27 protein-coding genes are annotated in these 24,950 nt (G+C 67.7%); 9 read left to right on the top strand and 18 right to left on the bottom strand.

Going from position 1 to position 24,950, the window contains the following annotated elements; genetic code table 11:
* Positions 1-58 precede the first annotated feature (58 nt).
* The 3 genes from AC1RTA_RS03540 to AC1RTA_RS03530 are packed head-to-tail and all read right to left on the bottom strand — an operon-like array spanning position 59 to position 2,433.
* Positions 59-715, bottom strand: a complete 657-nt coding sequence (locus AC1RTA_RS03540; RefSeq protein WP_492783966.1) for a Crp/Fnr family transcriptional regulator — start codon at positions 713-715, stop codon at positions 59-61.
* Between the two features lie 34 nt (positions 716-749).
* Positions 750-2,072: a cytochrome-c peroxidase gene (locus AC1RTA_RS03535; protein ID WP_492783965.1), complete on the bottom strand. Its 1,323-nt coding sequence runs from the start codon at positions 2,070-2,072 to the stop codon at positions 750-752.
* A 52-nt stretch (positions 2,073-2,124) separates the two neighbouring features.
* Entirely contained in the window at positions 2,125-2,433 is a 309-nt protein-coding gene (locus tag AC1RTA_RS03530; RefSeq protein ID WP_014238360.1) for a DUF4242 domain-containing protein, read from the bottom strand.
* Between the two features lie 232 nt (positions 2,434-2,665).
* Between AC1RTA_RS03530 and AC1RTA_RS03525 the strand changes: the two genes are divergently transcribed.
* A complete protein-coding gene (locus tag AC1RTA_RS03525) occupies positions 2,666-2,977 on the top strand; it encodes a hypothetical protein (RefSeq protein ID WP_014238359.1) in 312 nt (103 codons plus the stop codon).
* A complete protein-coding gene (locus AC1RTA_RS03520; protein ID WP_492783964.1) occupies positions 2,977-3,480 on the top strand; it encodes an NUDIX domain-containing protein in 504 nt (167 codons plus the stop codon). Before AC1RTA_RS03525 ends, AC1RTA_RS03520 begins: the two co-directional genes overlap by 1 nt.
* A 54-nt stretch (positions 3,481-3,534) precedes the next feature.
* Here the strand turns inward: AC1RTA_RS03520 and AC1RTA_RS03515 are convergent, their stop codons facing one another.
* From AC1RTA_RS03515 to AC1RTA_RS03475, 9 genes are all read right to left on the bottom strand, one after another.
* Positions 3,535-4,473 carry a C-GCAxxG-C-C family (seleno)protein gene (locus tag AC1RTA_RS03515; RefSeq protein ID WP_014238357.1) on the bottom strand — a complete coding sequence of 313 codons (939 nt, stop codon included), beginning with the start codon at positions 4,471-4,473 and terminating at the stop codon, positions 3,535-3,537.
* Between the two features lie 218 nt (positions 4,474-4,691).
* A complete protein-coding gene (locus AC1RTA_RS03510) occupies positions 4,692-5,954 on the bottom strand; it encodes an EAL and HDOD domain-containing protein (RefSeq protein WP_014238356.1) in 1,263 nt (420 codons plus the stop codon).
* A gap of 5 nt (positions 5,955-5,959) precedes the next feature.
* Positions 5,960-7,204 carry an EAL and HDOD domain-containing protein gene (locus tag AC1RTA_RS03505; protein WP_130458945.1) on the bottom strand — a complete coding sequence of 415 codons (1,245 nt, stop codon included), beginning with the start codon at positions 7,202-7,204 and terminating at the stop codon, positions 5,960-5,962.
* Positions 7,205-7,214: 10 nt separating this feature from the next.
* Positions 7,215-8,609 (bottom strand): phosphomannomutase/phosphoglucomutase, encoded by a 1,395-nt coding sequence (locus AC1RTA_RS03500; protein WP_492783963.1) that lies wholly within the window; start codon positions 8,607-8,609, stop codon positions 7,215-7,217.
* Between the two features lie 61 nt (positions 8,610-8,670).
* Positions 8,671-9,663, bottom strand: a complete 993-nt coding sequence (locus AC1RTA_RS03495) for a hydrolase (protein ID WP_492783962.1) — start codon at positions 9,661-9,663, stop codon at positions 8,671-8,673.
* Positions 9,663-10,100 carry a YybH family protein gene (locus AC1RTA_RS03490; RefSeq protein WP_014238352.1) on the bottom strand — a complete coding sequence of 146 codons (438 nt, stop codon included), beginning with the start codon at positions 10,098-10,100 and terminating at the stop codon, positions 9,663-9,665. Before AC1RTA_RS03490 ends, AC1RTA_RS03495 begins: the two co-directional genes overlap by 1 nt.
* 15 nt (positions 10,101-10,115) lie before the next feature.
* Complete coding sequence (waaF, locus tag AC1RTA_RS03485) at positions 10,116-11,123, bottom strand: lipopolysaccharide heptosyltransferase II (RefSeq protein ID WP_492783961.1); 1,008 nt, start codon at positions 11,121-11,123, stop codon at positions 10,116-10,118.
* Between the two features lie 28 nt (positions 11,124-11,151).
* Positions 11,152-11,340 (bottom strand): zinc-finger domain-containing protein, encoded by a 189-nt coding sequence (locus AC1RTA_RS03480; protein WP_014238350.1) that lies wholly within the window; start codon positions 11,338-11,340, stop codon positions 11,152-11,154.
* 26 nt (positions 11,341-11,366) lie between these two features.
* Positions 11,367-12,287 (bottom strand): branched-chain amino acid transaminase, encoded by a 921-nt coding sequence (locus AC1RTA_RS03475; protein ID WP_014238349.1) that lies wholly within the window; start codon positions 12,285-12,287, stop codon positions 11,367-11,369.
* A 147-nt stretch (positions 12,288-12,434) separates the two neighbouring features.
* On the opposite strand from AC1RTA_RS03475, the gene AC1RTA_RS03470 reads away from it, so the two are divergent.
* From AC1RTA_RS03470 to mnmA, 3 genes are read left to right on the top strand one after another with little or no spacing between them, the layout of a single operon-like run.
* Positions 12,435-12,887, top strand: coding sequence for an NUDIX hydrolase (locus AC1RTA_RS03470; RefSeq protein ID WP_492783960.1), 453 nt, complete (start codon positions 12,435-12,437; stop codon positions 12,885-12,887).
* The gene (locus AC1RTA_RS03465; RefSeq protein WP_492783959.1) at positions 12,884-13,480 is read left to right on the top strand and encodes a hypothetical protein; all 597 of its coding nucleotides are present in this window, start codon (positions 12,884-12,886) and stop codon (positions 13,478-13,480) included. The genes AC1RTA_RS03470 and AC1RTA_RS03465 overlap by 4 nt, the downstream gene beginning before the upstream one ends.
* On the top strand, positions 13,477-14,601 hold the full coding sequence (gene mnmA / locus AC1RTA_RS03460; RefSeq protein ID WP_130458941.1) for a tRNA 2-thiouridine(34) synthase MnmA: 1,125 nt from the start codon (positions 13,477-13,479) through the stop codon (positions 14,599-14,601). The genes AC1RTA_RS03465 and mnmA overlap by 4 nt, the downstream gene beginning before the upstream one ends.
* A gap of 51 nt (positions 14,602-14,652) precedes the next feature.
* Here mnmA and AC1RTA_RS03455 read toward each other — a convergent pair whose 3' ends face one another.
* The 4 genes from AC1RTA_RS03455 to AC1RTA_RS03440 all read right to left on the bottom strand — a co-directional run bounded on the left by AC1RTA_RS03455 (position 14,653) and on the right by AC1RTA_RS03440 (position 20,137).
* The gene (locus tag AC1RTA_RS03455) at positions 14,653-15,633 is read right to left on the bottom strand and encodes a response regulator (RefSeq protein ID WP_492783958.1); all 981 of its coding nucleotides are present in this window, start codon (positions 15,631-15,633) and stop codon (positions 14,653-14,655) included.
* 85 nt (positions 15,634-15,718) lie between these two features.
* On the bottom strand, positions 15,719-18,358 hold the full coding sequence (locus AC1RTA_RS03450; protein WP_205231016.1) for an EAL domain-containing protein: 2,640 nt from the start codon (positions 18,356-18,358) through the stop codon (positions 15,719-15,721).
* The gene (locus tag AC1RTA_RS03445) at positions 18,355-19,362 is read right to left on the bottom strand and encodes a response regulator (RefSeq protein ID WP_014238343.1); all 1,008 of its coding nucleotides are present in this window, start codon (positions 19,360-19,362) and stop codon (positions 18,355-18,357) included. The genes AC1RTA_RS03450 and AC1RTA_RS03445 overlap by 4 nt, the downstream gene beginning before the upstream one ends.
* Before the next feature lie 166 nt (positions 19,363-19,528).
* The gene (locus tag AC1RTA_RS03440) at positions 19,529-20,137 is read right to left on the bottom strand and encodes a glutathione S-transferase (protein ID WP_014238342.1); all 609 of its coding nucleotides are present in this window, start codon (positions 20,135-20,137) and stop codon (positions 19,529-19,531) included.
* A 205-nt stretch (positions 20,138-20,342) separates the two neighbouring features.
* On the opposite strand from AC1RTA_RS03440, the gene purB reads away from it, so the two are divergent.
* From purB to AC1RTA_RS03420, 4 genes are all read left to right on the top strand, one after another.
* The gene (gene purB / locus AC1RTA_RS03435) at positions 20,343-21,710 is read left to right on the top strand and encodes an adenylosuccinate lyase (protein WP_130458937.1); all 1,368 of its coding nucleotides are present in this window, start codon (positions 20,343-20,345) and stop codon (positions 21,708-21,710) included.
* Positions 21,711-21,741: 31 nt separating this feature from the next.
* Positions 21,742-21,972: a hypothetical protein gene (locus AC1RTA_RS03430; RefSeq protein WP_130458936.1), complete on the top strand. Its 231-nt coding sequence runs from the start codon at positions 21,742-21,744 to the stop codon at positions 21,970-21,972.
* A 36-nt stretch (positions 21,973-22,008) separates the two neighbouring features.
* Complete coding sequence (locus AC1RTA_RS03425; protein WP_014238339.1) at positions 22,009-22,326, top strand: DUF2322 family protein; 318 nt, start codon at positions 22,009-22,011, stop codon at positions 22,324-22,326.
* A 242-nt stretch (positions 22,327-22,568) separates the two neighbouring features.
* Positions 22,569-23,039 carry a c-type cytochrome gene (locus tag AC1RTA_RS03420; protein WP_014238338.1) on the top strand — a complete coding sequence of 157 codons (471 nt, stop codon included), beginning with the start codon at positions 22,569-22,571 and terminating at the stop codon, positions 23,037-23,039.
* Positions 23,040-23,140: 101 nt separating this feature from the next.
* Here AC1RTA_RS03420 and AC1RTA_RS03415 read toward each other — a convergent pair whose 3' ends face one another.
* Positions 23,141-23,857, bottom strand: a complete 717-nt coding sequence (locus AC1RTA_RS03415; RefSeq protein WP_492783957.1) for a cytochrome b/b6 domain-containing protein — start codon at positions 23,855-23,857, stop codon at positions 23,141-23,143.
* 123 nt (positions 23,858-23,980) lie between these two features.
* The gene (gene secF, locus AC1RTA_RS03410) at positions 23,981-24,928 is read right to left on the bottom strand and encodes a protein translocase subunit SecF (RefSeq protein WP_205231018.1); all 948 of its coding nucleotides are present in this window, start codon (positions 24,926-24,928) and stop codon (positions 23,981-23,983) included.
* Positions 24,929-24,950: the final 22 nt, after the last annotated feature.

The raw sequence follows: 24,950 nt of genomic DNA, 5'->3' as shown, positions 1-24,950 counted from the left end.
CGGCAAAAAAGCCCTCCCCTGCGGGAGGGCTTTTTTTATGGCCGATCCCCGTCTTGGCTCAGGGGCTGGCGATGAGGGCGGCCAGGCGCTGGGCGTCGCGGATGCGGATCAGGCCCCGGCCGGTGGCCACCAGGCCGTCGGCCGCCAGTTCCCCCAGCAGGCGGGCCACCACCTCCCGGGTGGTGCCCAGGTGGTCGGCCAGCTGCTGCTGGGTCTGGCGCAGCTCCCCGGCGGCCGAGGCCTGCAGCAAGAGGAGGTTGGCCAGGCGCTGGTTGAGCTTGTAGGCATGCACCTGCTCCAGTTCCTGCATCAGGCGGAACACCAGGGTGGCCAGGGTGTGCACCGTCAGGTCCCGGATGGCGTCTTCCCGGGCGAACAGGGTGCGGTACAGGGGGCCGGGCACCAGGGCCACGGTGGTGGGCTGTTCGGCCTGGACCCAGGCCGGGTAGCGCAGGTCGTTGAAGAGGCTGTTGAGGGCGAAGACGCAGGTCTCCCCCGGGTCGATGCAATAGAGGGTGGCCTCGTTGCCGTTGGGGGCCAGGGAATAGACCCGCAGCCGCCCCCGCAGGACGAAATAGGCGCCGGAGATGGCCTGGCCCTTGTAGAGGACCGGCGAGCCCGGCTGGCACTCGGCGGTGACCACGCCCTGGCGCAGCAGTTGCAGGCTGTCCGGGCTGAGCAGGCGAAAGAGGGGAAGGGTGTCGAAGTCCTGCACGGGGCGGTCTCCCGGGGGGCGGTATGGGCCCATTCTAGCCCGCCGGCATGGCGCCGGCATGCTTGCCGGCGGCGGCCCGCTGCCGGGCCAGCAGGCTGTCGCTGCTGAGGGCGTTGAGGAAGGCGACGATGTCCGCCACCTCCCGCGGGCTCAGGGGCGAACGCTCGATGCGGTGCAGGGCCCGGTCCTGGCCGCGCCAGGCCGTCAGACGGCCGGAACGACCCAGCTGGGCGCTGGCCATGATGCGCACCACTTCCTCCAGCCGATCCACCGAGCCGTTGTGCAGCCAGGGGCCGGTGAGGGCCACGTTGCGCAGGGAGGGCACACGCCAGACGCCCCGCCGGCCGCCCTCCAGCAGCAGGGGGTATTGGTCCTCGTAGGCCGTGGGGTTGGCCGGGAAATGGCGGCGCGGGGCCTGGCCGCCGAGCAGGCTGGCGTCGCTGAAGGCCGGCCCCTTGTGGCAGAGGACGCAGCCGACGGACTCGAACAGGGCCATGCCCCGCAGCTGGGCCTGGCTGAGGGCGGTGGCGTCGCCGCGGACGAAGCGGTCATAGGCGCTGTCCGGGGTGATCAGGGTGCGCTCGAAGGCGGCCAGGGCTTGGGCGATGCGGCTGAAGGTGACCTCCCCGTCGCCGAAGGCCCGGGCGAAGTCCCGGCGGTAGCCGAGGTCGGCGGCGAGGCGCCGTTCCGCCTCGCCGGGGCTGTCCAGATTCATTTCCACGGGGTTGAGGATGGGGCCCTTGGCCTGCTCCTCCAGGGAAGGGGCGCGGCCGTCCCAGAACAGCACCGACTGGAAGGCCGCGTTCCATACCGTCGGCGTGTTGCGCGGGCCGCTCTGCCCCGCTTCCCCCAGGGCGGTGGGGCGCCGGTCGCCGCCGGCCTTGGCGTAGAGGTCGTGGCAGGAACTGCAGGACTGGGTGCCCTGGCCCGAGAGGCGGGTTTCGTGGAAGAGACGTTCCCCCAGGGCGATCTTGGCGGCGTTGCCCGGGTTGTCGGCCGGCTCCGGCGCCTGTAGCGGCAGGGCTTCCCAGACGTAGGCCGGGGCTGCCTGGGGCACCGCCGGCAGGGCGACCGGCGAGGCGACTGCCTCCTCTTCCGCCGGGGGCGGGCGGTAGGCGGCGGCGATGAGGGGAGCCACCGTGCCGCCGGGGGCCTGGACCAGCACCGCCGCCACCGCCATTTTCAGGCTGAAGGCCAGCAGCCCGGTGCCCAGGGCGCCGGTAAGCAGCCAGCGCCCCTCCCGGGTGAGGCCGGCGCGGGGGGCCAGGTCCTGCCGCACCATCAGGGCCAGCAGGGTGAAGAGGCCGATGACGGCGACCAGACCGATCGCCAGTAAGTCAAACAGATCGCTGTCCATGATGTTCTCCCTTGGGTGGCGGGCGCCCCCTGGCCCCGGGGGCGCCCTGGGCTCAGGCCCGGGCGGGGCGGCGGAAGAAGGTGTCGGCCGGGGTGGCGGTGGACACTTCGCAGATGCTGTCGAAGGGCAGGCCCACCCGTTCGTGGGCCCGCCGCACCGCTTCCGCGTCGGGCGCCATGTTGAGGCAGAAGGCGCGGCCATCGGCGTAGCTGAGGTGGGTGCGCAGGGGGATGACGCCTTCGGCGTAGCAGGCGGCTTCGTACTGGGCGTAGAAGCCCTCGAAGTCGGCGGCGCTGAGGCCGGCGGGGAAAGTGCCGTGCTGCTGGTCGTGGGTGTCAATGAAAAAACGCAGGGCTTGCATGGTCGGCTCCTTGGCGGTGACTACGGGATGTAGTGGGGCGGAGCTTAGGCCGTTGCCGGCGGCACCTCTGTAGCAAAAGCTACACAAGCTTCCCGGGCCGGCCAGGCCGGAGAGGCGCACCGTTCCTGCCTTCCGGGGTGCCCCTGCGGCAGGCCGGCTGCCGCTCCCGGCCGTGGGCCGGCGGCGCCAGCAGTGCTATCCTGCGGTTTTCCCTTTTCCGCTTGCCGACATCATGCGCATCCTGCTGCTCTCTTCCCTCCTGGCCCTGTCTTCCCTGGCCCCGGCCCTGGCCGCCGACAACCTGGACCGCACGCCGGTGGAGGCCACCACCGCCGCCGGCGACAAGGTGCGTCTCTACCCCACGGGCAAGTGGGAATTCGTGGACGGGGCCAAGGCCGCCGAGGCCAGGAAGCGGGCCGAGCAGTACCCGGAAAACCAGGTTCGCCCCATTGAGGCCCAGGGTGGCTGGGTGCCGGGCAGCAAGATGCTGATGCCCGGCGACAAGGACTACAACCGGGGCTCCCTCAACCCCAAGGCCCGCTGATGTCGGAGCTGTCTTCCCCCTACCGTTTCTGTCCCTGCTGCGCCGGCACCCTGAGCTGGCGCGAGATCGGCGGCGCGCCGCGCCAGGTCTGCGACGACGCGAGCTGCGGCCACGTCTTCTGGGGCAATCCGGTACCGGTGGTGGCGGCCCTGGTGGAGTGGCAGGGCAGCGTCATCCTGGCCCGCAACGCGGCCTGGGCCGAAGGCCAGTTCGGCCTGGTGACGGGCTTCCTGGAGCGGGACGAGGCGCCGGCCGAGGCCGCCTGCCGGGAGGTGGGGGAGGAGCTGGGGCTGGTGGCGGTGGGTGCCCAGCTTATCGGCACTTATCCCTTTGCCCGTAAGAATGAGGTGATCATGGCCTTCCACGTGCCGGCCCAAGGGGAAATCTGCCTCAACGAGGAGCTGGCGGAAGTCCGCCTGATCGCGCCGGAAAAGCTGAAGCCCTGGGATTACGGCACCGGTCTGGCGGTGGCCGACTGGCTGCGCCGGCGCGGCGCCGGCTGAAGGAATTCCTGCGTCGCCGCTTGGGGCGCACGGCCCGGGGGGCAGGCCCCAGTCTCAGAGATTGGGCAGGCGTTCGTCGCCGTTCTGCTGGTCCAGGATTTCCCGGGCTAGACGGGTGGCGATGACCACGTATTCCCGGCACTGGGCGTGCAGGTGGTTTTCCCGGTACACCTGGCGTCCTTCCTGGGTTTGCAGGTCGCAGCCGAGGAGTTCGCTGCAATGGCCGCCGCCGCAGGTGGCGCGGAATTCGTCGGTGAAGCGCTGGATGGCGTCGTAGTTGGCGGTCACCGGTTCCCGCGGGTCGCTGCGGCCCAGGGCCAGATTGAGGGCCAGCACGCCGCCCGAGTAGGCGCCGCAGGTGCCCCAGGTGCGGGAGAGGCCGCTGCAGAAACCGGTGGCGATGCCGGGAATGAGGGGGGAGTCCAGGCCCATGTGCCGGGCCAGGGCCAGCAGCACACTCTCGGCGCAGTAGAAACCGGAATCGAAGAAGTCGCCAGCCTGGCTGGTGGGATCCACGCCATGGTAGCTGTGGGGGGTGCTGGGCACGCTGCGGGCGTGGGCCAGGGAGCGGCGCATGAGGGCCGTCTGGTCCGGGTCCGGATCGTCCCGCAGCAGGGCCTGGCGCAGGGACTCGGGGGCCGTGTCGCGGTGGGCCGGGGTGAAGCCCAGGGTCTCGAAATAGGTGCGGCTGGAGGCGGTCAGGGTGTACAGCTCCCGGATGCCCATGCCGTAGGCGTGGTCCAGGACGTGCTGGTAGAGCTGGCGGGCGATGCGCTGCTTGCGGAAGCCGGGACGGACGATGAGGGAATGGAGCAGGGCCACGTCGCCGCAGGGGGCGAGGCCTCCGGCGCCGACCAGGCCCACGTCCGAGTCGGCGACGTACACCACGTCTTCCACCTGGCGGCAGTGGCTGGGTTCGTCCGGGTGGGCCAGGGACAGCAGGGCATGGATGGCGTCGTGATCGGCGCCGGCAGCTTGGCGAATCTGGAACATTGCTTGCCTCCTCCTCGTCCGCCGGGGGCGGCGGATGGTCAGTGTGCAGCGGGGATTCCGGATGGACGGAGGCAGCCGCGAGGCGACCTTTGAGCCTGGTTTTCCAACGTTTTATATGAAGCCGGCAAGGGGTGCAATTTGCAGTGCACCATCAGCTTTCTTTATTTCGCCGCCAGCCCAGCAGGGAGGCGGCATTGGCCCGGCAGGCCGGCGCCAAATCAGTTCTGCTGTTCCTGGCCGATGGCCCGGGTCCAGGCCAGCGCCTGGGCCTGGGCCAGGTTGACCCGCTCCGGCGAGAGCCCCGGCAGCTGCGCCACCAGGGCCGGAACCTGGCTCAGGTCCTCGCTTTCCAGGGCCTCGATGAGGCGCAGCAGCAGCCCCAGGGAGCCCTGGTGGCGCAGCAGGGCCTGCTTCACGTCCGTGGCCAGGGTGGAAATCTGGCTGAGGATTTCGTCGATGGGCGTGGCGAAGAGGGCCGGGGTGAGGGAAAGGATGCCGGTCATGAAGGCCCGGTCGGCGAAATCCCGGTCTGCCGCCATGTGGCTTTCCGCCAGCAGTTCCAGCAGCCGGGCCCGGGTCGCCGCCAGTTGCAGCAGGGGCGGGAAGCCGGTGTTGCCGGCCGGGTCGGTATAAAGCAGCAGTTGCAGCCAGCGCTGCAGTTGGCGCCGGCCCAGCAGGGTGATGGCGTGACGCAGGGAGGTGATGCGGGTGCGGGCGCCGACGGCCGCGGAGTTGGCCATGCGCAGCAGGTTGATGGAGAGCCCGGGCTCGTGCTTGAAGGTCTGCTCCAGCTGGGGCGTGTCCGAATCGTCCAGGACCTGGGACAGCAGCTTCAGCAGGGAGAGGCGGGACTGGCCCAGCTTGCGCCCGGAGAGGATGGTGGGGTGGGCAAAGTAGTAGCCCTGGAAGAGATGGAAGCCGAGGTTGCGGCAGTGTTCCATCTGTTCCCGGCTTTCCACCTGCTCCGCCAGCAGTTCCAGGGGACGCCGGGCCAGGGCCTGCACCAGGCCGGGCAGGGCCTCCTCGGACACGGCGGAGATGCACACCTTGGCGATGTCCATCAGGTCCAGCAGGGGCTCCATGGCCGGGGTGACGGCGACGATGTCGTCCAGGGCCAGGGTGAAGCCCTTGGCCTTCAGTTCCCGGCAGCGCTTGAGGAGTTCCGGCGTCACCTCCACCGTCTCCAGGATTTCCAGCACCACCTTGTCCTTCGGCAGCAGCTCCACCGCCTCGCTGAGGAGGAAGTCGCCGTCCACATTGATGAAGGCTTTCTGTTCCCCCAATGCGTCGGCCAGGCCCAGTTCGGTGAAGGCGTGGGTGATGACCGTGGCGGTGGCCACCATGTGGTTGGCGACGATGGCCCGGTTGGGCGCCGGCCCGGAGCGGAACAGCAGCTCGTAGCCGTAGAGGCTCTGCCGGGCATCCAGGATCGGCTGGCGGCCCAGGTAGATGGGCGTGGTGTGGGTGGTGTCGGGGGCCATGGCGGTCAGCTGTCGCGGGCCAGCATGTTGGCCCAGGCCATGGCCTGGGCCAGGCATTCGGTGAGGAGGGCGCCCCGCAGGCCGGGCATCTCGGCGATGAGGCCGTTGAAGGTGGCGTCGCCGTCGGCCTTCTCCAGCTGCTCGGCCAGGGCCAGCAGGCGGCCCAGGTCGCCCTTGTATTCGATCAGGGCCTGCTTCACGTCCGGCGGCAGGGGCAGGGGCGTGATGATGTCGGCGATGGGCTGGCCGATGACGGCGGGCAGCAGGGAGAGAATGCCGACCATGAAGGCCCGGTCCGGCAGGTCTTTCTGCCGGGGCAGGAATTTCTGGGTCACCAGTTCCAGGAAGCGGCCCCGGGTGGCGGCCAGCTGCAGCAGGGGGCCCACCTCGCCGCCTTCCGGATCGGCGTAGAGCAGCAATTGCAGCCAGCGTTGCAGCTGGTTGCGGCCGAGGATGGTGATGGCGTGGCGCACCGAGGCGATGCGCACCGCCAGGCCGCTGGCGCAGGAGTTGGTGAGGCGCAGCAGATTCAGGGTGAGGCCCGGCTCGCCCTTGAAGGAACGCTCCAGGGCGGCGGTGTCCGCGTCCTTGAGGATCAGGTCGAGCAGGCGCATCACCGTCATGGCCGAATGGGTCAGTTTCTTGCCGGAGATGAGGGTGGGACGGGCGAAGTAGTAGCCCTGGAAATATTCGAAGCCCAGGTCGAAGCAATGCTCCATCTGGCTCTGGTTTTCGATCTTTTCCGCCAGCAGCTTCTTCTGCAGGGGGCGCAGCTTGCAGGCCAGGAGGAACAGCTGGTGGTTGTCCAGCAGCTGGTGGTCCACCTTGAGGATTTCCGCTTCCGGCAGCAGGGGCAGATTGATTTCCGCGAACTCGGCGACGCCGCCCAGGGCGAAGGTGAAGCCCTGCTGCTTCAACTCGCGGCAGCGGGCCAGCAGGGCCTCGTCCGCCGGCGTGTCGGCGGGCAGTTCCAGGACCACGCTGGCGCCGGGCAGGATCTCCACCTCGGGGCCGAGGACGAAGTCCGGGGTGGCGTTGATGTAGGCCTTGTAGGGCCCCAGCACGTCCCCCAGGGACATTTCGCCGAAGGCATTGGCCACTACCCGGGCCGTGGCCAGGCGGCCGTCGGCCACGGCGGCCCGGTCCACGCCGCTGCTGCGGAACAGCAGTTCGTAGGCGACGAGCTTCTGCTCCCGGTCCAGGATGGGCTGGCGGGCCAGGAAGATGTCGGCGTCCAGGGGCAGGATCATGGCGGTCGGGTCAGAAGGGCAGGGTCAGGCCGGGCCAGGCGGCGGCCAGTTCGCGGCGGAAGTCGGCCTGGATGCGGGCCAGGGCCTCGGCGTTGTCGGCCTCGAAGCGCAGCACCACCACCGGGGTGGTGTTGGAGGGACGGGCCAGGCCGAAGCCGTCGGCGTACTCCACCCGCAGGCCGTCGATGGTGATGATTTCCCGGGCGGCCTCGAACTTGGCGCCGGCCTTGAGCTTGTCCAGCAGGGCAAAGGGTTCGCCTTCGGCCATCTTGATGTTCAGCTCCGGGGTGGAAGTGGCGTTGGGCAGGTCCTTCAGCACCGGGTTGGCGTCGGCGGCCCGGGCCAGGATTTCCAGCAGGCGGGCGCCGGTGTAGAGGCCGTCGTCGAAGCCGAACCAGCGCTCCTTGAAGAAGACGTGGCCGCTCATCTCGCCGGCCAGGGGGGCGCCGGATTCCTTCAGCTTTTTCTTGATCAGGGCGTGGCCGGTCTGCCACATCACCGGCTTGCCGCCGTGTTCGCGAATCCAGGGGGCCAGCAGGCGGGTGCATTTGACGTCGTAGACGATCTCGCCGCCGGGGACGCGGGACAGCACGTCGGCGGCGAACAGCATCAGCTGGCGGTCGGGGAAGATCACTTCGCCGTCCTTGGTCACCACTCCCAGACGGTCGCCGTCGCCGTCGAAGGCGATGCCGATCTCGGCGTCGGTCTCCTTCAGGGCGCGGATGACGTCGGCCAGGTTTTCCGGCTTGGAGGGGTCCGGGTGGTGATTGGGGAAGTTGCCGTCCACCTCGCAGAAGAGGGGCACGATGTCACAGCCGAGTTTCTTGAACAGTTCGGGCGCCACGGCGCCGGCGACGCCGTTGCCGCAATCCATGACTATCTTCATGGGGCGGGCCAGCTTGACGTCGGCCAGGATGCGTTCCACGTAGGCGGCCTTGACGTCGGCCTGGGTCAGCTTGCCTTCGCCCCGGGCCAGGTCGCCGGCTTCGATGCGGCGCTTTAAGGCCTGGATCGCCTCGCCGGCCAGGGTCTCGCCGCCGATGACCATTTTCAGGCCGTTGTAGTCCGGCGGATTGTGGCTGCCGGTGACGGAGACGCAGGAATGGCAGCCCAGGTGGTGGGCGGCGAAATAGGTGAGGGGGGTGGGCACACAGCCGATGTCGATCACGTCCACCCCGGCGGCGCGGATGCCGTCAGCCAGGGCGCCGGCCAGCTCCGGGCCGGAGAGGCGGCCGTCGCGGCCGATGGCGATGGCCGTCTGCTGCCGCTCCCGGGCCAGGCTGCCGAGGCCGTGGCCGATGGCGCGCACCACGTCGGCGGTGAGGCTTTTGCCGACGATGCCGCGGATGTCGTAGGCCTTGAAGATTTCGGGGGGCAGGGCGGGAATCTGGACGGAGGCGTTCATGAATCGGACTCGTGTTTTTATGTTCGGGCGAATGTTCGGATGGCAGCGCCTGGTGGCGGCGTCAGCAGTGTTGCCGGAAAAAGTGCAGCAGGCGCCGGGGCAGCCAGTCCAGGCGGCCAGGCGGGCCGCCCCGGACGAAGCCCACGTGACCGCCGTGGGCCGGTTGCTCCAGCCGGACCTGCAATGATACCTGAGTAGGGGTGGGCAGGGCATGGGCCGGCAGGAAGGGGTCGTTGCGCGGATTGAGCACCAGGGCGGGCACCCGGATGCCCTGCAGCAGGGGCTTGCTGGAAGCCCGCCGCCAGTAGTCGTCCACCCCGGCGAAGCCGTGCAGGGGCGCCGTCACCGCATCGTCGAAGGCCCGCAGGCTGCGGGCCCGGCGCATGGGGCGCGGGTCGAAGAGGTCGGGGAAGCGCCGCAGGCGGGCCTCCGCCCCCCGTTTCAGGGTGCCGAGGAAATGGGCGCTGTAGACCCGGTTGAAGCCCCTGCCCAGGGCGTCGCCGCAGATGGTCAGATCCAGGGGCGGGCACACCGCGGCGGCGGCCTCCACCACCCGGGTGGCCTGGAATTCTTGTTCCCCCAGCCACTTGAGCAGGGCGTTGCCGCCGAGGGAAACGCCGGCGGCGAACAGGGGCCGTTCGGGGAAGTGCTGCCGGAGGCGGTGCAGGATCCAGTCGATTTCGGCGGAGTCGCCGGAATGGTAGGCCCGGGGCAGACGGTTCAGTTCGCCGGAGCAGCCTCGGAAGTGGGGCACCACGCCGCCCCAGCCGGCCTCGGCGGCGGCGGCCATGAGGGCGGTGGCGTAGTGGCTGCGGGAACTGCCCTCCAGGCCGTGGAACAGCACCAGCAGGGGCCGCCGGCAGGGCGGATGGGCCAGGGGCGGGGCCTCCCGGTCCGGGTCCAGCCAGTCCAGGTCGATGAAGTCGCCATCCGGCGTTTCCCAGCGCTCCCGCACGTAGGCCGGAGGCGCCGGCCGGATCAGCAGGGGGTAGATGGTCTGCAGGTGGCCGCCGGGCAGCCACCCCGGCGGGGTGTAGGCCGGCGGATGGGCCATCAGTGCAGGACCCGGGGCTGGGCGTCCCCGTCGCTGTCGCCGTTGCCTTCTTCGGCGCCGGGGGAGGCGTGGTGGGAGAGCAGGCGCCAGCCGTCGCTGCCGCGGATGAAGACGTTGGTCACCAGCACCGGGCCCCGGGGTTCCGGGTCCCCTTCGGCGAAAAAGGTTTCCTGCAGACTGTGCACCGCCAGCATGCCGCCGAGCCAGGCGACCCGCTCGCCGATGCGCACGGTGAGCCGGGGAGCGCTGGCGAAAAGGCTCTGCCAGCCATGGCGGATCTGGGCGTGGCCGCACAGGCGCTGGCCGTCGGGATGGATGCAGACGACGTCCTCGTCGTCGGCCCAGATGGCCATCATGGCCTCCAGATCGCCCTTCTCCAGGGCCTCGTAGAAGGCGTTTTCGGCATCTTCAGGGCGGGGGAAGGGCGGTGTCGGCATGGGAGACTCCGGCGGTCAGCGGGGGAGAGTGTCCAGGACCCGGAGAGGTTCCAGGTCCTGCAGGCATTTGAAGTGCCCCAGGGGGCACTCCCGTTTGAAACAGGGGCTGCATTCCAGGCCCAGCTGCAGCACCGTGGCCCGCTCGCTGAGGGGCGGCGTGAAGCCGGGGGAGGAGGAACCGTAGAGGGCGGTGAGGCCGCGCCCCAGGGCGGCGGCCACGTGCATCAGGCCGGAATCGTTGCAGACCACGTGGTCGGCCAGGGCCAGCAGGTCGATGGCCTGGTCCAGGCTGGTGGCGCCGCACAGGTTGCGGGCGCAACCGTCGGCGGCCTGGGCGATGCTTTCGCCTACCGGCCCATCCTTGTGGGAGCCCAGCAGCCAGACGGTCCAGCCCTGGGCGGCAGCGGCCCGGGCCAGGCTGGCGTAGTGGGCCTCGGGCCAGCGTTTGGCGGGGCCGTACTCGGCACCGGGGCAGCAGACAAGCAGGCGGGACGGGCGTTCCAGGCCCAGGGCTGCCAGGGTCCGCATCTGGTCTGCCTCCCGGGAGTGCAGGCGGGGCGGGGCAATGGGCCGGGGCGGCTGTCGGCCGGGGGCTTCCGCCAGTTGGGCGAAGCGTTCCACCATCAGGGGCGTGGCGCTTTTGTCCAGGGTGTGGCGGCAGTTGAGCAGGCCGTAGCGGGCCTCGCCGGTGAAGCCGACACGCAGCGGAATGCCGGCGAAGGCGGTGACCAGGGCGGATTTCAGGGAATTGGGCAGGACCCAGGCGGCGTCGTAGCCCCGGGCCGCCAGCTGGCGGCCGAGGGCCCAGCGGGCCTTGAGATTGAGTTCGCCGTGGGCGAAGGGGTTGTCCAGGACTTCCCCGATCTCGTCCATGCGGGAGAGCACCGGCGCCACCCAGCGGGGCGCCAGGGCATCGAGCACCAGCCCCGGGTGGCGTTCCTGCAGGCGCTGGAGCAGGGGCTGGGCGAGGACGGCGTCGCCGATCCAGGAGGGGGCGACGATGAGCCCGCGACGCAAGGTCATCGCCTCTCCTCCATGAAACGGCACGGGGTCAGTGGTGACCCTTGGGCGCTTCGCCCTTGAAGACGTAGCGGGTGCTGCAGTAGGGACAGGTCACTTCGCCGGTCTTCAGCACGTCCAGGAACACCCGGGGATGCTGGCTCCACAGGGGAGCCTTGGGGGTGGGGCAGTGCAGGGGCAGGTCGTCGGCGGTGACTTCGACGGTCAGATTGTCGGCCATGGTCGGTCTCGGAACGGGCGAAAGGATTAAACGAAGGCCAGCCAGTCGGCGTGGGCGGCGGAACGGCCATTGACCACGTCGAAGTACTTTTCCTGCAGGGCCTTGGTGACGGGGCCGCGGTGGCCGACGCCGATCTGGCGGTTGTCCAGTTCGCGGATGGGGGTCACTTCGGCGGCGGTGCCGGTGAAGAAGGCCTCGTCGGCGCAATAGACTTCGTCGCGGGTGATGCGCTTTTCCACCACCTCGATGCCCATTTCGCCGGCCAGCTGGATCACCGTGGCGCGGGTGATGCCTTCCAGGCAGGAGGTCAGGTCCGGGGTGTACAGCTTGCCGTTCTTGACGATGAAGATGTTCTCGCCGGCGCCTTCACAGACGTAGCCTTCCGGGTCCAGCAGCATGGCTTCGTCGTAGCCGTCGGTGAGGGCTTCGTTGTTGGCCAGGATGGAGTTCATGTAGTTGCCGGAGGCCTTGGCCCGCACCATGGTGATATTCACGTGGTGGCGGGTGAAGGAGGAGGTCTTGATGCGGATGCCGCGCTGCATGCCTTCCTCGCCCAGGTAGGCGCCCCAGGGCCAGGCGGCGATGATGACGTGCACCTTGGCGCCCTTGGGGGAAACGCCCATCTTCTCGGAGCCGTAGAAGGCCAGGGGGCGGATGTAGCCGGATTCCAGGTTGTTGGCGCGGATCACTTCCTTCTGGGCTTCGTTCAGCTCTTCCTGGCTGTAGGGCAGGGCCATCTGGAAGATGTGGGCGGAACGGGCCAGGCGCTGGGTGTGGTCCTGCAGACGGAAGATGGCGGTGCCCTTGTCGGTCTGGTAAGCCCGGACGCCCTCGAACACGGCCATGCCGTAGTGCAGGGAGTGGGTGAGGGCATGGGTGGTGGCTTCGCGCCAGGGCACCAGTTTGCCGTCTTGCCAAATGAAACCGTCGCGGTCCGACATAGACATGTTGAATCTCCGTTCGCTGCGTGTTCGATAAAGTCCGAAATTCTAGCCCAAATCCGCACCGCCTGCATTGGTGCGGCGCGGCATGACGGCTGGCCCCGGCCTTGGGCCTGGGGGTAAAATGCGGCCTTTGCGCAATCCGGAATTCCCATGGCACCCGTCTGGAAACCCAATGTCACCGTGGCCGCCGTCGTCGAGCGGGACGGCCGTTTTCTCCTGGTGGAAGAAGAGACCGACGACGGTCTGCGCTTCAACCAGCCTGCCGGCCATCTGGACGAGGGCGAGTCCCTGGCGCACGCCTGTGCCCGGGAGTGCCTGGAGGAAACCGCCTACCGTTTCCGTCCCACCGCCCTGGTCGGTATCTACCAGTGGCCGCGGCCGGCCGGCGACATCACCTACCTGCGCTTCGCCTTCACCGGCGAGATTGAAGGTTTCGAGGAAGGCCGGGCCCTGGATACGGGCATCATCGGCGCCCGCTGGCTGACCCTGGAGGAGGTGCGGGCCACGGCGGAACGCCACCGCAGCCCCCTGATCCTGCGCTGCATCGAGGACTACGTGGCCGGCAAGCGCCATCCCCTGGACCTCATCACCCACTATTCATGAGAGTCCTCGTCGCTGCAATACTGGCTCTGGGGCTGCCTCTGGGGGCCGCCGCGGAGCCGGTGGGACTCTGCTACAACTACGGCTGCACGGTGCAGACGGAAGTGGAGGTGAGTCGGGCCCAGCTGGACGCCATCGGGCGGGAAATGCTCAAGGCCCGGGACGCCGAGTCCGAGCGCCGCTTCCTGGCCGAGGCGGTGGCCCGCCTGTACCGCATCGCCGGCACCCAGACGCCCATCTGGCGCGACAAGGGCGGCAATTCCGAGGACGACGCGGTGGAGGGGCGCATGGACTGCATCGACCACTCCACCAACACCACCCATTTCATCGAGTTGCTGGCCGGCCGCGGCTGGCTGCGCTACCACACCCTGCTGCCCCGCCAGATGCGGCGCCGCGGCCTGATCTTCGATCACTGGACCGCCGCCATCGAGGACGGCAACGGGGAAAAGTTTGCGGTGGATAGCTGGTTTTTTGACTACGGGGAGACGCCGGCTGTCATCCCCTTCGAGGATTGGCTGGACGGCCGGGACCCGGAAGCACGGCACCGGGTGGCCGAGGCGGTCCAGGAACAGATGGAAAGACAGGTGAAGCAATGAGCGCAGCACAGGAAAAAGGTACGGTCGTGGTCGGTCTTTCCGGCGGGGTGGATTCCTCCGTCGCAGCCCTGCTGCTGAAGCGCCAGGGCTGGAAGGTGGTGGGCCTCTTCATGAAAAACTGGGAGGACGACGACAATGAGGAATACTGCTCCTCCCGCCAGGACCTCATCGACGTCATGAGCGTGGCTGACACCATCGGCATCGACGTGGAGGTGGTGAATTTCGCCAAGGAGTACAAGGAGCGGGTCTTCGCCGAGTTCCTCAAGGAATATCAGGCCGGCCGCACCCCCAATCCGGACATCCTGTGCAACTCGGAAATCAAGTTCAAGGCCTTCCTCGACCACGCCATGCAGCTGGGAGCCGACAAGATCGCCACCGGCCACTATGCCGGGGTGCGGGAAGTGCCCCATCCGGCCGGCGTCGGCGTCGAGTACCAACTGCTCAAGGCCGAGGACGGCACCAAGGACCAGAGCTACTTCCTGCACCGCCTCAACCAGGCCCAGCTGTCCAAGACCCTCTTCCCCCTGGCCGACTGGTACAAGCGGGACGTGCGCAAGCTGGCCCTGGAGGAAGGACTGCACGTGGCGGCGAAGAAGGACTCCACCGGCATCTGCTTCATCGGCGAGCGGCCCTTCAAGGATTTCCTGATGCGCTACCTGCCGCCGCAGAAGGGCGAGATCCGGGATCTGGACAGCGGCAAGGTGCTGGGGGAACACGACGGCATGACCTACCACACCATCGGCCAGCGCAAGGGCCTGCACATCGGCGGCCTGGCCGGCGGCCAGAAGGCCAACGGCGAGCACGATGCCTGGTTCGTGGCGAAGAAGGACGTGGCGGCCAACGTGCTCTACGTGGTCCAGGGCCACGACCATCCGGCCCTGCTCTCGGGCCGCCTGGAAGCCCATGACCTGTCCTGGGTTTCGGGCCGGGCGCCGCGGCCCCACTGGGTCTATTGCGCCAAGACCCGCTACCGGCAGGAGGACGCGCCCTGCGAGGTGGAGCGGGTGGATGGGGAATCCTGCCTGATCGATTTCGCCGAACCCCAATGGGCCGTGACCCCGGGGCAGTCGGTGGTGCTGTACGAGTCCCGGGTCTGCCTGGGCGGCGGCGTCATCCGCTAGAGGGCGGGTAAAACCGGCTGTGGCCGGGCCGGCGCGGGGCCGGCCCCGGTGCTACACGGCGCCGGCCTGCTGCACGATCTCGGCCAGTTGCCGGTTTTCCAGGAGCATGCGGCGCTGGGCCAGGGCCTGGGCGATGCTGTTCTTCAGTTCGAAATCGCTCCAGGGCTTCTGGATGAAGGCGAAGATGTTGGCGCCGCCGATGGCCTGGATCAGGTCGCCTTCGCAGATTTCGTTGCTGATGAGGATGCGGAAGCAGTCGGGCTGCAGGTCGGCAAAGCGCTGCAGCAACTCCACTCCGTCCATTTCCGGCATCTTGCGGTCGGCGATGATGCAGGAGAAGGTGTTGTTCTTCACCAGCTCCAGGGCGTGGCGGGCCGAGGGCGTGACCTGCACGCTGATCTTGCCTTCCTGCAGCACCGGCGTGGTGGCGTGGGCCACTTCGGCACGGATCGCCAGGTAGAGGTCGTCCACCTCGGAGTGGTGGGTGAGCACCCGGGAGAGGGAGCCGAGTACGCCCGGGTCGTGATCCACGATCAGGATCTGCTCCATGTTGCCTTCGGGCAGGGGCGGCACGCTGATCTGCCGCTGCCGCACCACAGCCGCCAGTTCCCGGTGCTGGCGCAGGGTCTGGTGATAGCCGATGGCCTGGGCCAGGGAGCTTTTCAGGTAGTAGTCGTGCCAGGGCTTGGGAATGAAGCGGTAGATGTGGGTCTCGTTGACCATGCGGATCAGGGTGGCCATGTCGGTCTGGCCGCTCAGCACCAGGCGGGCGCATTCGGGCTGCAACAGAGTCAGTTCCTTGAGGAACTCCAGGCCGTCCATGTCGGGCATGCGGTAGTCGCTGATGACCGCGTCGAAACTCTGTTCCCGGGCCTTGGCCAGGGCCTGCAGCGGGTCGGTGCAGCCGGTCACCTGATAGCGGTAGCGGCCGTGGGGCGGCGAGGCCAGCTCCCGTTGCACGGCGCTGACAATGTTGGGCTCGTCGTCCACAACGAGGATGTGGCGGATGTTGTTTTGGTCCACGATCTGCATTCCTGAATGAGGGAGTGGCCGCACGCTGGGGCGGCGGGACATGTCAAAAGGGTAGCACAGGCACGGCCGGCTTTCCCAGCCGGCCTCAGTGCTCCGGCGCGGCGCCGTCGGCGGGCGGCGGCTTGCGCATTTCGTACTGGCGGAAGGCGTCCCGGATTGTTTCCAGCAGTTCGCCGTCGTCCCAGGGCTTGGTCAGGAACTTGAACAGTTCGCCCCGGTTCACCGCACTGGTGACGGCCTTCAGGTCGGTGTAGCCGGAAAGGATGATGCGCATGGTGTCCGGGTACATGGCCCGCACCTTGCCCAGAAATTCGGCACCGTCCATCTCCGGCATGCGGGCGTCGGAAATGATGACCCCGACGTCGTGGCCGGCCAGGATGTCCAGGCCCTCCTTGCCGCTGTTGGCGGTGAGGATGACGTAGCCTTCGCGGCGGAAAAGGCGTTTCAGGGCCGAGAGAATCCCAGGTTCGTCGTCCACCAGCAGCAGGGTGCGTCCGGGTACCTTGGACTCGGGCTGGAACTCCAGCTTGCGGCCCTGGCGCAGCATGGCCTCGAATTCGTCGGCGGGCAGGGCCGGGCTGAAGAAGTAGCCCTGCATTTCGTCGCAATTGCGGGCCCGCAGGAAATTGAGCTGGGCCTCCGTCTCCACCCCTTCGGCAATGGCCAGCAGCTTCAGGCTATGGGCCAGGGAAATGATGGCCAGGGCGATGGAAGCGCTGTCGGGATCGTGGGTGATGTCGCGGACGAAGGTCTGGTCGATTTTCAGCCGGTCGATGGCGAAGCGCTTGAGGTAACTGAGGGAGGAGAAGCCGGTGCCGAAGTCGTCGATGGAGAGGGCGATGGAGAGGCCCTTGAGCTTTTCCGTGGCGCGGATGAAGGCCTCGGCGTCGGCCATGACGGCGCTCTCCGTCAGCTCCAGTTCCAGGTAGTTGGGGGCCAGCCCGGTGTCGTGCAGGATGCGGGCGGCCAGCTCCACCACATCCTGGGCGGCGAACTGGCGGGCGGACAGATTCACCGCTACGGGAATCTTGGGCAGGCCCGCGTCCTGCCAGGCCTTGTTCTGGCTGCAGGCGGTGCGCAGCACCCATTCGCCGAGGGGCACGATGAGGCCGGTTTCCTCCGCCAGGGCGATGAAGGAGCCGGGCATGACCAGGCCCTTCTCCGGGTCCTGCCAGCGCACCAGGGCTTCGGCGCCGATGATGGCGCCGTTGCGCAGGTTTACCTGGGGCTGGTAGTACACCACCAGCTCGCCCTGGTCGATGGCCCGGCGCAGGCCGTTTTCCAGGTCCAGGCGCTCCAGGGAGCGCTGGTTCATTTCCGCCGTGTAGAACTGGAAGCGGTTGCCGCCCTTGGTCTTGGCCTTGTACATGGCGGCGTCGGCGTTGCGCAGCAGTTCCTCGCCGTTGTCGCCGTCCTTGGGAAAAGTGGCGATGCCGATGCTGCCGGACAGGAAAAACTCCCGCTCCGCCACGTGGAAGGGATTGGCCAGGGCCTTCAGGATGGGCTGGGCGAAGGCGCTGGACTGCTCGGCCGTGGCCACCTCCACCACCAGCACGAACTCGTCCCCTTCGAGGCGGGCCAGGGTGTCCATCTTGCGCACCTGGCGCCCCAGGCGCTGGGCCACTTCCCGCAGCACCTGGTCGCCGGCGGCCCGGCCCAGGGTGTCGTTGATGCTCTTGAAGCGGTCCAGGTTGAGGGTGAGGACGGCGATGTTCATGCCGCTGCGGCGGCACACCTCGATATTGTGGTTGAGGCGGTCGTAGAGCAGGTTGCGGTTGGGCAGGTCCGTCAGTTCGTCGTAGTTGGAGTGGCGCTCCAGCTGTTCCAGGTAGCGCTTGCGGTCCCGGATGTCGCGCAGGGTGGTGACGGCGCCGATGATCCTGCCGTCCTCGACGATGGGGGTGTGGGAGCACTCCAGGGGCAGGGGCGTGCCGTCCCGGTGCCAGAGGGTGCTTTCCCGGTCCCGGATGGTGATGCCGGAGTGCAGGCACAGGTGCATGGGGCAGTCTTCGACGGCGTAGTGGCTGCCGTCGATGTGGGAGTGGTGCAGCATGCGGTGGGAGTCCTGGCCGAGCAGTTCCTCCTCGGTGTAGCCCAGCAGGGCCGTGGCGGCCGGGTTGATGAAATTGATGCGCCCCTCCACGTCCACGCCGAAGATGCCTTCGCTGGCGGAGGAAAGGATCAGCTGCCGCATGCGGTTGAGACGGGCCTCGTTGCGCTGCCCCTGTTCCTGGATGGCCAGGTTTTCCGCCACCCGGCGCTGCACTTCCGCCTCCAGGGAGGCGTTCTGCCGGCGCAGCTGGTCCTGGGCCAGCTTCAGGTCCAGCTGGGTGCGGATGCGTCCCAGCAGGATGGCCGGGCGGATGGGCTTGGCGATGTAATCCACGGCCCCCAGGGCCAGGCCCCGCTCCTCGTCCTCGTCCGCATCCAGGGCCGTGACGAAGATCACCGGAATGTGCCGGGTGGCCGGATTGGCCCGCAGCTCGGCCAGGGTTTCGTAGCCGTCCATCTCCGGCATCATGATGTCGAGCAGGATCAGGTCCGGCACCGGGGTGCTGTTGGCCACCTTCAGGGCCCGCTGGCCGCTGTTGGCGATGCGCACGTTGTAGTGGGGATTGAGCAGCTCGCCGATGACGGTGAGGTTTTCCTTGGTGTCGTCCACCACCAGGACGGTTTCCTGGTGCAGGGGGGCGTCCCCCGCCTCGGGCAGGTCGTTTTCAATCATCCTGGGAAGACTCCGGAAGCCGCCGGCTCCGCCTCCGGCCGCATGAATGCCGCCAGCCAGCGGTTTTCCAGCTGCAGGCGGTGCTGGGCCAGGGCGAGGGCGATGTTGGCCTTCAGTTCGAAGTCGCTCCAGGGCTTTTCGACGAAGGCGAAGATGTGGGCCTGCTGGATGGCCTGGGCCAGTTCGGCCTCGCCGATCTGGCCGCTGATGAGGATGCGGCTGCAGTCCGGCTGGCGGGCGGCAAAGCGCTGCAGCAGTTCGATCCCGTTCATCTCCGGCATGCGGTAGTCGGCGATGATGCAGGAAAAGGCGACCCGCTCGGCCATCTGCAGGGCGTAGGCGGGGGAGGGGGTGATCTGGACGCTGATGTGGTCCTCCGCCAGGGTCCGGCGGCGGGGCTGGCCGTGCTGTTCGGCCAGGATGGCGGCGAAGAGGCCGTCGGACTTGCTGTGGTGGGTGAGCACCCGGGCCAGGCTGTTGAGCACGCCCATGTCGTCGTCCACGATCAGCAGCTGTTCCACCGCCGCCGGTTCCGGCAGCAGTTCCGACAGCTGGCGTTGGCGCGCCGCTTCGGCCAGGCGCCGGTTTTCGGCCAGGGTCTCGGCGTAGTCGATGGCCTGGGCGAGGGCGGCCTGCAGCATGTAGGCCGGCCAGGGCTTGGCGATGAACCGGTAGATGTGGGTTTCATTGACCATGCGCACCAGGCTGTCCATGTCGGTCTGGCCGCTCAGGACCAGGCGGGGACAGTCCGGCTGGATGGCCGCCAGGGCCTTGAGGAATTCCAGGCCGTCCATGCCCGGCATGCGGAAGTCGCTGATGACGGCGTCGAAGGTCTGCCGCTCGGCCGCCACCAGGGCCTGGCGCGGGTCGGTGAAACCGGCCACGGTGAAGGCATAGCGGCCCAGGCGGCGGCCCTTGAGCTCCCGCTCCACGGCATGGAGGATGCTCAGTTCGTCGTCCACCACCAGAATGTGGCGGGTGGGATGATCGTGCCCATATTCCATGCCAGCCTCCTGCCTCTGCCTGCATTGACCCCGGTGTCCCGGCGATAGTCCCTACTCTACCGAAAAACCGTCCCCTTTCGCCCTAGGATAATGCCGGGGGCAAGAAAAAAGGCTGCCCGCGGGCAGCCTTTTTCGGGGAGGCGCAATGGCCGCCGAGCCCTGGCGTTCAGTCGTGGGGCAGGGTGTCGCTGAAGGCGGGGCGCTGCATCAGCTTCTCGTGGATGCGGGCCAGGCCCGGATAGGCCGGCCGCCATTCGATGTCGGCAAAGCGGAAGTCCAGGTAGCCCAGGGCGACGCCCACGGCGATGTCCGCCAGGGAGAAGTGGGTGCCCATACACCAGGGGTTCTCGCCCAGTTCCTTGGCCATGTAGTCCAGGGTGCGCTGGATCTTTTCCCGTTGCCGGGCGATGGTGGCTCCATCCTGCTTCTGCTTCGGCCGCTTGCCTTCGAGGAAGGTGGCCACCGCCGCTTCCAGCAGGCCGTCGGCCAGGGCCTCCCAGCGCTTCACTTCCATGCGTTCCCGGTTGGGGGCGGGCATCAGCTTGTTGTTGGGGGTGACGTTGTCCAGGTATTCGACGATGACCCGGGAATCGAACAGGGGCGTGCCGTCGTCCAGCAGCAGGACGGGAATCTTGCCCAGGGGGTTGTGCTCCGGAACGCGGCTTTCCGGCGTCCACGGCGACTCGATTTCGAACTCGGCCTCGATCTTCTTTTCCGCCAGGACCACCCGTACCTTGCGCACGAAGGGGCTGGTGTAGGAACCGATCAGTTTCATGAGCTTCTCGTTGTCTGTATGCGTGTTTTCGACCGGGCAGGCCCGGCCGGATGGGGAGGCAAAGTATAACACCCCGGACCACCGTCCCCTGCCAAGCAAGTCACGTACGCCATGCCGTGCTGGTTCGGGGACGGCAATTCCGGTTTGCCCAGACCTTTGCCCGGCGGGTAAAATTCCGCTCTTGGCTCAACAGGATACCCATTCCATGTCTCTTCACGCTCTCACCGCCCTTTCCCCCCTGGACGGCCGCTATGCCGGCAAGGTGGATGCCCTGCGTCCCCAGTTCTCCGAGTACGGCCTGATCCGCCGCCGCCTCCAGGTGGAAATCGAATGGCTCAAGGCCCTGGCGGCTGAACCCCATTTCGCCGAAATCCCCGCCTTCTCCGCCGCCACCGTGGCCGAGCTGGACGCCCTGGTGGCCGGTTTCGGCCCCGAACAGGCCGCCGAGGTGAAGGCCATCGAGGCCACCACCAACCACGACGTGAAGGCCCTGGAATACTGGATCAAGGACAAGACCAAGGCCAACGCCGAAGTCACCAAGGTCACCGAATTCATCCACTTCGCCTGCACCTCCGAAGACATCAACAACCTCTCCCACGCCCTCATGCTCAAGGCCGCCCGGGACGAGGTGATGCTGCCCTCCCTGGACAAGGTCATCGGCCGCCTGCGCGACCTGGCCCATGAACTGGCCGAGGTGCCCATGATGAGCCGCACCCATGGCCAGCCGGCGACGCCTTCCACCATGGGCAAGGAACTGGCCAACGCCGTCTATCGCCTCAACCGGGCCCGCGTCCGCATCGCCGAGGTCGGCCTGCTGGGCAAAATCAACGGCGCCGTCGGCAACTACAACGCCCACCTGGCCGCCTACCCCGGCTTCGACTGGGAAGGCTTCGCCAAGCGCTTCGTCGAGAGCCTGGGCCTGGAATTCAACCCCTACACCATCCAGATCGAGCCCCATGACGCCATGGCCGAACTGTATGACGCCTTCGCCCGCACCAACACCATCCTCATCGACCTGGACCGGGACGTCTGGGGCTACATCTCCCTGGGCTTCTTCAAGCAGAAGGTGAAGGCCGGCGAAGTGGGTTCCTCCACCATGCCGCACAAGGTCAATCCCATCGACTTCGAGAACTCCGAAGGCAACCTGGGCCTGGCCAACGCCGTCTTGAAGCACCTCTCCGAGAAGCTGCCCATCTCCCGCTGGCAGCGCGACCTGACCGACTCCACCGTGCTGCGCAACATGGGCGTCGGCCTCGGCTACGCCCTGCTCGGCTACGATTCCCTGCTGCGCGGCCTGAACAAGCTGGAAGTGAATGCCCAGGCCATGCACGACGACCTCAACGCCAACTGGGAACTGCTGGCCGAGCCGATCCAGACCGTGATGCGCCGCTACGCCGTGCCCCAGGCCTACGAGAAGCTCAAGGAACTGACCCGGGGCACCCGCGTCACCCGCGAAGGCATGCAGACCTTCGTGCAGTCCCTGGAAATCCCGGAAGCCGCCAAGGCCGAACTGCTCAAGCTGACGCCCTGGGACTACACCGGCAAGGCTGCCGAACTGGCCAAGCGCATCTAAGCCCATGCGCTGCCCCCGCTGCGATCAGCCCATGGAGGACCGTCGGAGCGACCTCTGCCCCGACTGTCTTGAAGCCCGGCAGAAGGCCATGGTCCGGGGCGCCCGCCAGGGCGGCCTGGCCGGCCTGTTGCTGGGCCTGCTGCTGGCCGGCCTGCTGCTCGGCGTCTACGGGCCCGAGCGGGGCATCAAGGCCATCGCCTTCGGCATCGCCTCGGCCTGCGCCATCACCGGCGTGCTGTTTGGCATGCTGCGCCGGCGCTGATTTTTTTCTCCCAAGAACTACAACCAGAGTTTCCCCATGAGCTTTGCTGAAAACCTGAAGAAGCTGCCGGGCATTTCCCACCTGGCCGCCATCAACCTGCTCGATGCCGAAGGCAATACCGTCGCCACCATCGAGAACAAGCCGGGCAGCGCCGGTTCCGTCGCCGTCTACAACCACCTGGCCCAGACCTACGGCGCCATCACGCCCCAGGCCGCGCTGAAGGGCATCGAGATCTATGCCGAGCACAGCGAGGATGCCAAGCTGCATCCGGGCAAGCATCCCAATATCGACCGCCTGATCCAGCTGGCGGCCGAGGGCAAGACCCTGCGCGCCAAGCACGTCTTTGCCGTGTAAAAGTTGTAAAAATCCGGTGGAAAAGGGCGGCTGCGGCCGCCTTTTTTCTTGCTCCCAGCCCGGCTGGCAGCCGCATCTGCGGCCGTTTCCAGGCTGTTGCTCCGGTCTTGTCCGGTGGGTGCCGTACATTAATGCCGGCTGATATGCCATTGCCTTGAGTCGTATAATTGCCCGTCGTTGCGCCGCGCCTTGCGGTGCCACCATCAGCCTTTCCATTCAAACCACAACACGAGAGAAATGCCATGAAGAAACTGCCCAAGCTCCTGCTCGCCCTTTCCGCCCTGGCCGTGGCCGCCGGCGCTTCCGCCCAGGTCAAGCCCGAAGACGCCATCAAGTACCGCAAGGCCGGCTACTCCTACATGTCCTGGAACATGGGCAAGATCAAGGAGCAGACCATCGACAACCCGGCTGCCTACAACAAGGACCAGGTCCTGGCCGCTGCCCGCACCATCGCCGCCATCGCCAACTCCGGCATGGGCGCCCTCTACGTGCCCGGCTCCGACAAGGACGCCGGCGGCCAGAAGACCCGGGTCAAGCCCGAGTTCTTCCAGCAGCAGGAGGAAGTGGGCAAGATCGCCCGCGCCTTCAATGCCGAAGCCAACAAGCTGGCCGAAGTGGCCGCCGGCGGCGACGTGAACGCCATCAAGGCCCAGTTCGGCAAGACCGGCGAGACCTGCAAGTCCTGCCACGACAAGTTCCGCATGAAGGACTGAGGTCCTTGCATCCGGCAGGCGGCCCTGGCGTCGCCCTGTCCGGAGCGTGCAGGCAAAGAAAAGGCCGCCCGTGGGCGGCCTTTTCTTTGGGGGCTCGACGCTTACCAGCTGGGCGTGGCCGGTGCCGATGCCGGCAGCGGGGGCGGCGGCGCGATCCAGGCGCCGGACGCGCCCCAGACGGCCAGGGCCGCCAGGGCCAGGGCGACGATGAAGGCCACCAGGCCGCCGCCCTGGGCATGGGCGGTGGCGGGCACGGCGGGCTGTGCTGCCGGCAGTTCCTTCCAGCCGGTGAGCATGGGCTTGACCAGGTTGTCCTTCTTCACCCGGGCGTAGAAGACGATGGCGCCCACGTGCACCAGCACCAGGGCCAGGATCAGGGGAAAGGCGCCCTTGTGCAGGCCGGAGAGGGTGTCGGAGAGGTCCTTGCCCACCAGGTCCATGAGGGGGCCGCGGAAGGCGATGTCGTCGTTGGCGAAGAGGCCGGATACCACCTGGAACAGCAGCAGGGCCAGCAGGGCCAGCACGGAGAGGGCGCCCAGGGGATTGTGGCCCAGGCCCTGCCAGCGGCCCTGCAGATAGGCCTTGATGGCGCCGGGGCCGGGCACGAACTGGCTGAAGCGGGCGTAGGTGGAACCGGCCACGCCCCACACCAAGCGGAACACCAGCAGGCCGACGATGGCCAGGCCCAGCTTGCCGTGAACGAAGATGGCGTTGCCGCCGACCTGGCCGGTGACCACGGCGCCCAGCACCAGGGCGGCCAGCAGCCAGTGGAAGAGGCGGGTGGGCAGGTCCCACACCTTGATTTTCTGCGTGCTCATGGGTGTTTCTCCCTCATGCAAGTAAAACGGGCCGCCCGCGGTGGCAGGCGACCCGTCGAATTGTAGCCCCTGCCGCAGGGGCGGGGCTGTGGCCGAATGTAACCGGCCGTTGCTGATCCAGACTCAGACGCAGGCGCCGTCGTCGCTGACGTTGGGGTCCTTGGCCTTGGGGGCCTTGATGAACTGCTCCCGGGACACCCCCAGCCACATCACCAGGGGGCTGGCCACCAGCACCGAGGAGTAGATGCCGAAGAGGATGCCGATGGTCAGGGCCATGGCGAAGTAGTGCAGGGTCTCGCCGCCGAACACCAGCATGGACAGCACCATCATCTGGGTGGAGCCGTGGGTGATGATGGTGCGGGAGATGGTGCTGGTGATGGCGTGGTCCAGCACCTGGGGCGTGGTCATGCCGCGGGCCTTGCGGAAGGTTTCCCGCACCCGGTCGAAGACCACCACGGATTCGTTCACCGAGTAGCCCAGCACCGCCAGCACCGCCGCCAGCACCGAGAGGGAGAATTCCCACTGGAAGAAGGCGAAGAAGCCCAGGATGATGATGACGTCGTGCAGGTTGGCGATGATGGCCGACACCGAGAAGCGCCATTCGAAGCGGAAGGCCAGGTAGATGACGATGCCGATGATCACCACCAGCAGGGCCATGGCGCCGTTCTCCGCCAGTTCCTTGCCCACCTGGGGGCCGACGAACTCGACCCGGCGCAGGGAGGCGGAAGCGTCCTCGGCGGAGAGGGCGGCCATGACGGACTCGCCCAGCTTGGCCGTGTTCTGCTCGGACTTCAGGGGCAGACGGATCAGCACGTCCTGGGAGGAGCCGAAGTTCTGCACCGAGTAGTCGGAGAAGCCGGACTTGCCCAGGGCGCCGCGGATCTTCTCCAGGTCGGCAGCCTGGCTGTAGTTGACCTCGATCAGGGTGCCGCCGGTGAATTCCACCGACAGATGCAGGCCCCGGGTGGCGAGGAAGAACACGGCCAGGAGGAAGGTGACCAACGAAATGACGTTGAACACCAGCGCATGGCGCATGAAGGGGATGTCCTTGCGGATCTTGAAAAATTCCATGATGAGTATCCCTTGCTAGGCG

Source organism: Azospira sp. MPR-E4, assembly GCF_058809645.1.
The sequence above is the reverse complement of the archived record's forward strand: the minus strand, read 5'-3'. Positions and strand labels throughout refer to the sequence as shown.

What these genes read in the sequence shown, in the direction of transcription:
- AC1RTA_RS03535 (WP_492783965.1), bottom strand. Translation starts at nt 2,072, where the DNA reads ATGGACAGCGATCTGTTTGACTTACTGGCGATCGGTCTGGTCGCCGTC.
- AC1RTA_RS03530 (WP_014238360.1), bottom strand. Translation starts at nt 2,433, where the DNA reads ATGCAAGCCCTGCGTTTTTTCATTGACACCCACGACCAGCAGCACGGC.
- AC1RTA_RS03525 (WP_014238359.1), top strand. Translation starts at nt 2,666, where the DNA reads ATGCGCATCCTGCTGCTCTCTTCCCTCCTGGCCCTGTCTTCCCTGGCC.
- AC1RTA_RS03520 (WP_492783964.1), top strand. Translation starts at nt 2,977, where the DNA reads ATGTCGGAGCTGTCTTCCCCCTACCGTTTCTGTCCCTGCTGCGCCGGC.
- AC1RTA_RS03515 (WP_014238357.1), bottom strand. Translation starts at nt 4,473, where the DNA reads ATGTTCCAGATTCGCCAAGCTGCCGGCGCCGATCACGACGCCATCCAT.
- AC1RTA_RS03510 (WP_014238356.1), bottom strand. Translation starts at nt 5,954, where the DNA reads ATGGCCCCCGACACCACCCACACCACGCCCATCTACCTGGGCCGCCAG.
- AC1RTA_RS03505 (WP_130458945.1), bottom strand. Translation starts at nt 7,204, where the DNA reads ATGATCCTGCCCCTGGACGCCGACATCTTCCTGGCCCGCCAGCCCATC.
- AC1RTA_RS03500 (WP_492783963.1), bottom strand. Translation starts at nt 8,609, where the DNA reads ATGAACGCCTCCGTCCAGATTCCCGCCCTGCCCCCCGAAATCTTCAAG.
- AC1RTA_RS03495 (WP_492783962.1), bottom strand. Translation starts at nt 9,663, where the DNA reads ATGGCCCATCCGCCGGCCTACACCCCGCCGGGGTGGCTGCCCGGCGGC.
- AC1RTA_RS03490 (WP_014238352.1), bottom strand. Translation starts at nt 10,100, where the DNA reads ATGCCGACACCGCCCTTCCCCCGCCCTGAAGATGCCGAAAACGCCTTC.
- waaF (WP_492783961.1), bottom strand. Translation starts at nt 11,123, where the DNA reads ATGACCTTGCGTCGCGGGCTCATCGTCGCCCCCTCCTGGATCGGCGAC.
- AC1RTA_RS03480 (WP_014238350.1), bottom strand. Translation starts at nt 11,340, where the DNA reads ATGGCCGACAATCTGACCGTCGAAGTCACCGCCGACGACCTGCCCCTG.
- AC1RTA_RS03475 (WP_014238349.1), bottom strand. Translation starts at nt 12,287, where the DNA reads ATGTCTATGTCGGACCGCGACGGTTTCATTTGGCAAGACGGCAAACTG.
- AC1RTA_RS03470 (WP_492783960.1), top strand. Translation starts at nt 12,435, where the DNA reads ATGGCACCCGTCTGGAAACCCAATGTCACCGTGGCCGCCGTCGTCGAG.
- AC1RTA_RS03465 (WP_492783959.1), top strand. Translation starts at nt 12,884, where the DNA reads ATGAGAGTCCTCGTCGCTGCAATACTGGCTCTGGGGCTGCCTCTGGGG.
- mnmA (WP_130458941.1), top strand. Translation starts at nt 13,477, where the DNA reads ATGAGCGCAGCACAGGAAAAAGGTACGGTCGTGGTCGGTCTTTCCGGC.
- AC1RTA_RS03455 (WP_492783958.1), bottom strand. Translation starts at nt 15,633, where the DNA reads ATGCAGATCGTGGACCAAAACAACATCCGCCACATCCTCGTTGTGGAC.
- AC1RTA_RS03450 (WP_205231016.1), bottom strand. Translation starts at nt 18,358, where the DNA reads ATGATTGAAAACGACCTGCCCGAGGCGGGGGACGCCCCCCTGCACCAG.
- AC1RTA_RS03445 (WP_014238343.1), bottom strand. Translation starts at nt 19,362, where the DNA reads ATGGAATATGGGCACGATCATCCCACCCGCCACATTCTGGTGGTGGAC.
- AC1RTA_RS03440 (WP_014238342.1), bottom strand. Translation starts at nt 20,137, where the DNA reads ATGAAACTGATCGGTTCCTACACCAGCCCCTTCGTGCGCAAGGTACGG.
- purB (WP_130458937.1), top strand. Translation starts at nt 20,343, where the DNA reads ATGTCTCTTCACGCTCTCACCGCCCTTTCCCCCCTGGACGGCCGCTAT.
- AC1RTA_RS03430 (WP_130458936.1), top strand. Translation starts at nt 21,742, where the DNA reads ATGGAGGACCGTCGGAGCGACCTCTGCCCCGACTGTCTTGAAGCCCGG.
- AC1RTA_RS03425 (WP_014238339.1), top strand. Translation starts at nt 22,009, where the DNA reads ATGAGCTTTGCTGAAAACCTGAAGAAGCTGCCGGGCATTTCCCACCTG.
- AC1RTA_RS03420 (WP_014238338.1), top strand. Translation starts at nt 22,569, where the DNA reads ATGAAGAAACTGCCCAAGCTCCTGCTCGCCCTTTCCGCCCTGGCCGTG.
- AC1RTA_RS03415 (WP_492783957.1), bottom strand. Translation starts at nt 23,857, where the DNA reads ATGAGCACGCAGAAAATCAAGGTGTGGGACCTGCCCACCCGCCTCTTC.
- secF (WP_205231018.1), bottom strand. Translation starts at nt 24,928, where the DNA reads ATGGAATTTTTCAAGATCCGCAAGGACATCCCCTTCATGCGCCATGCG.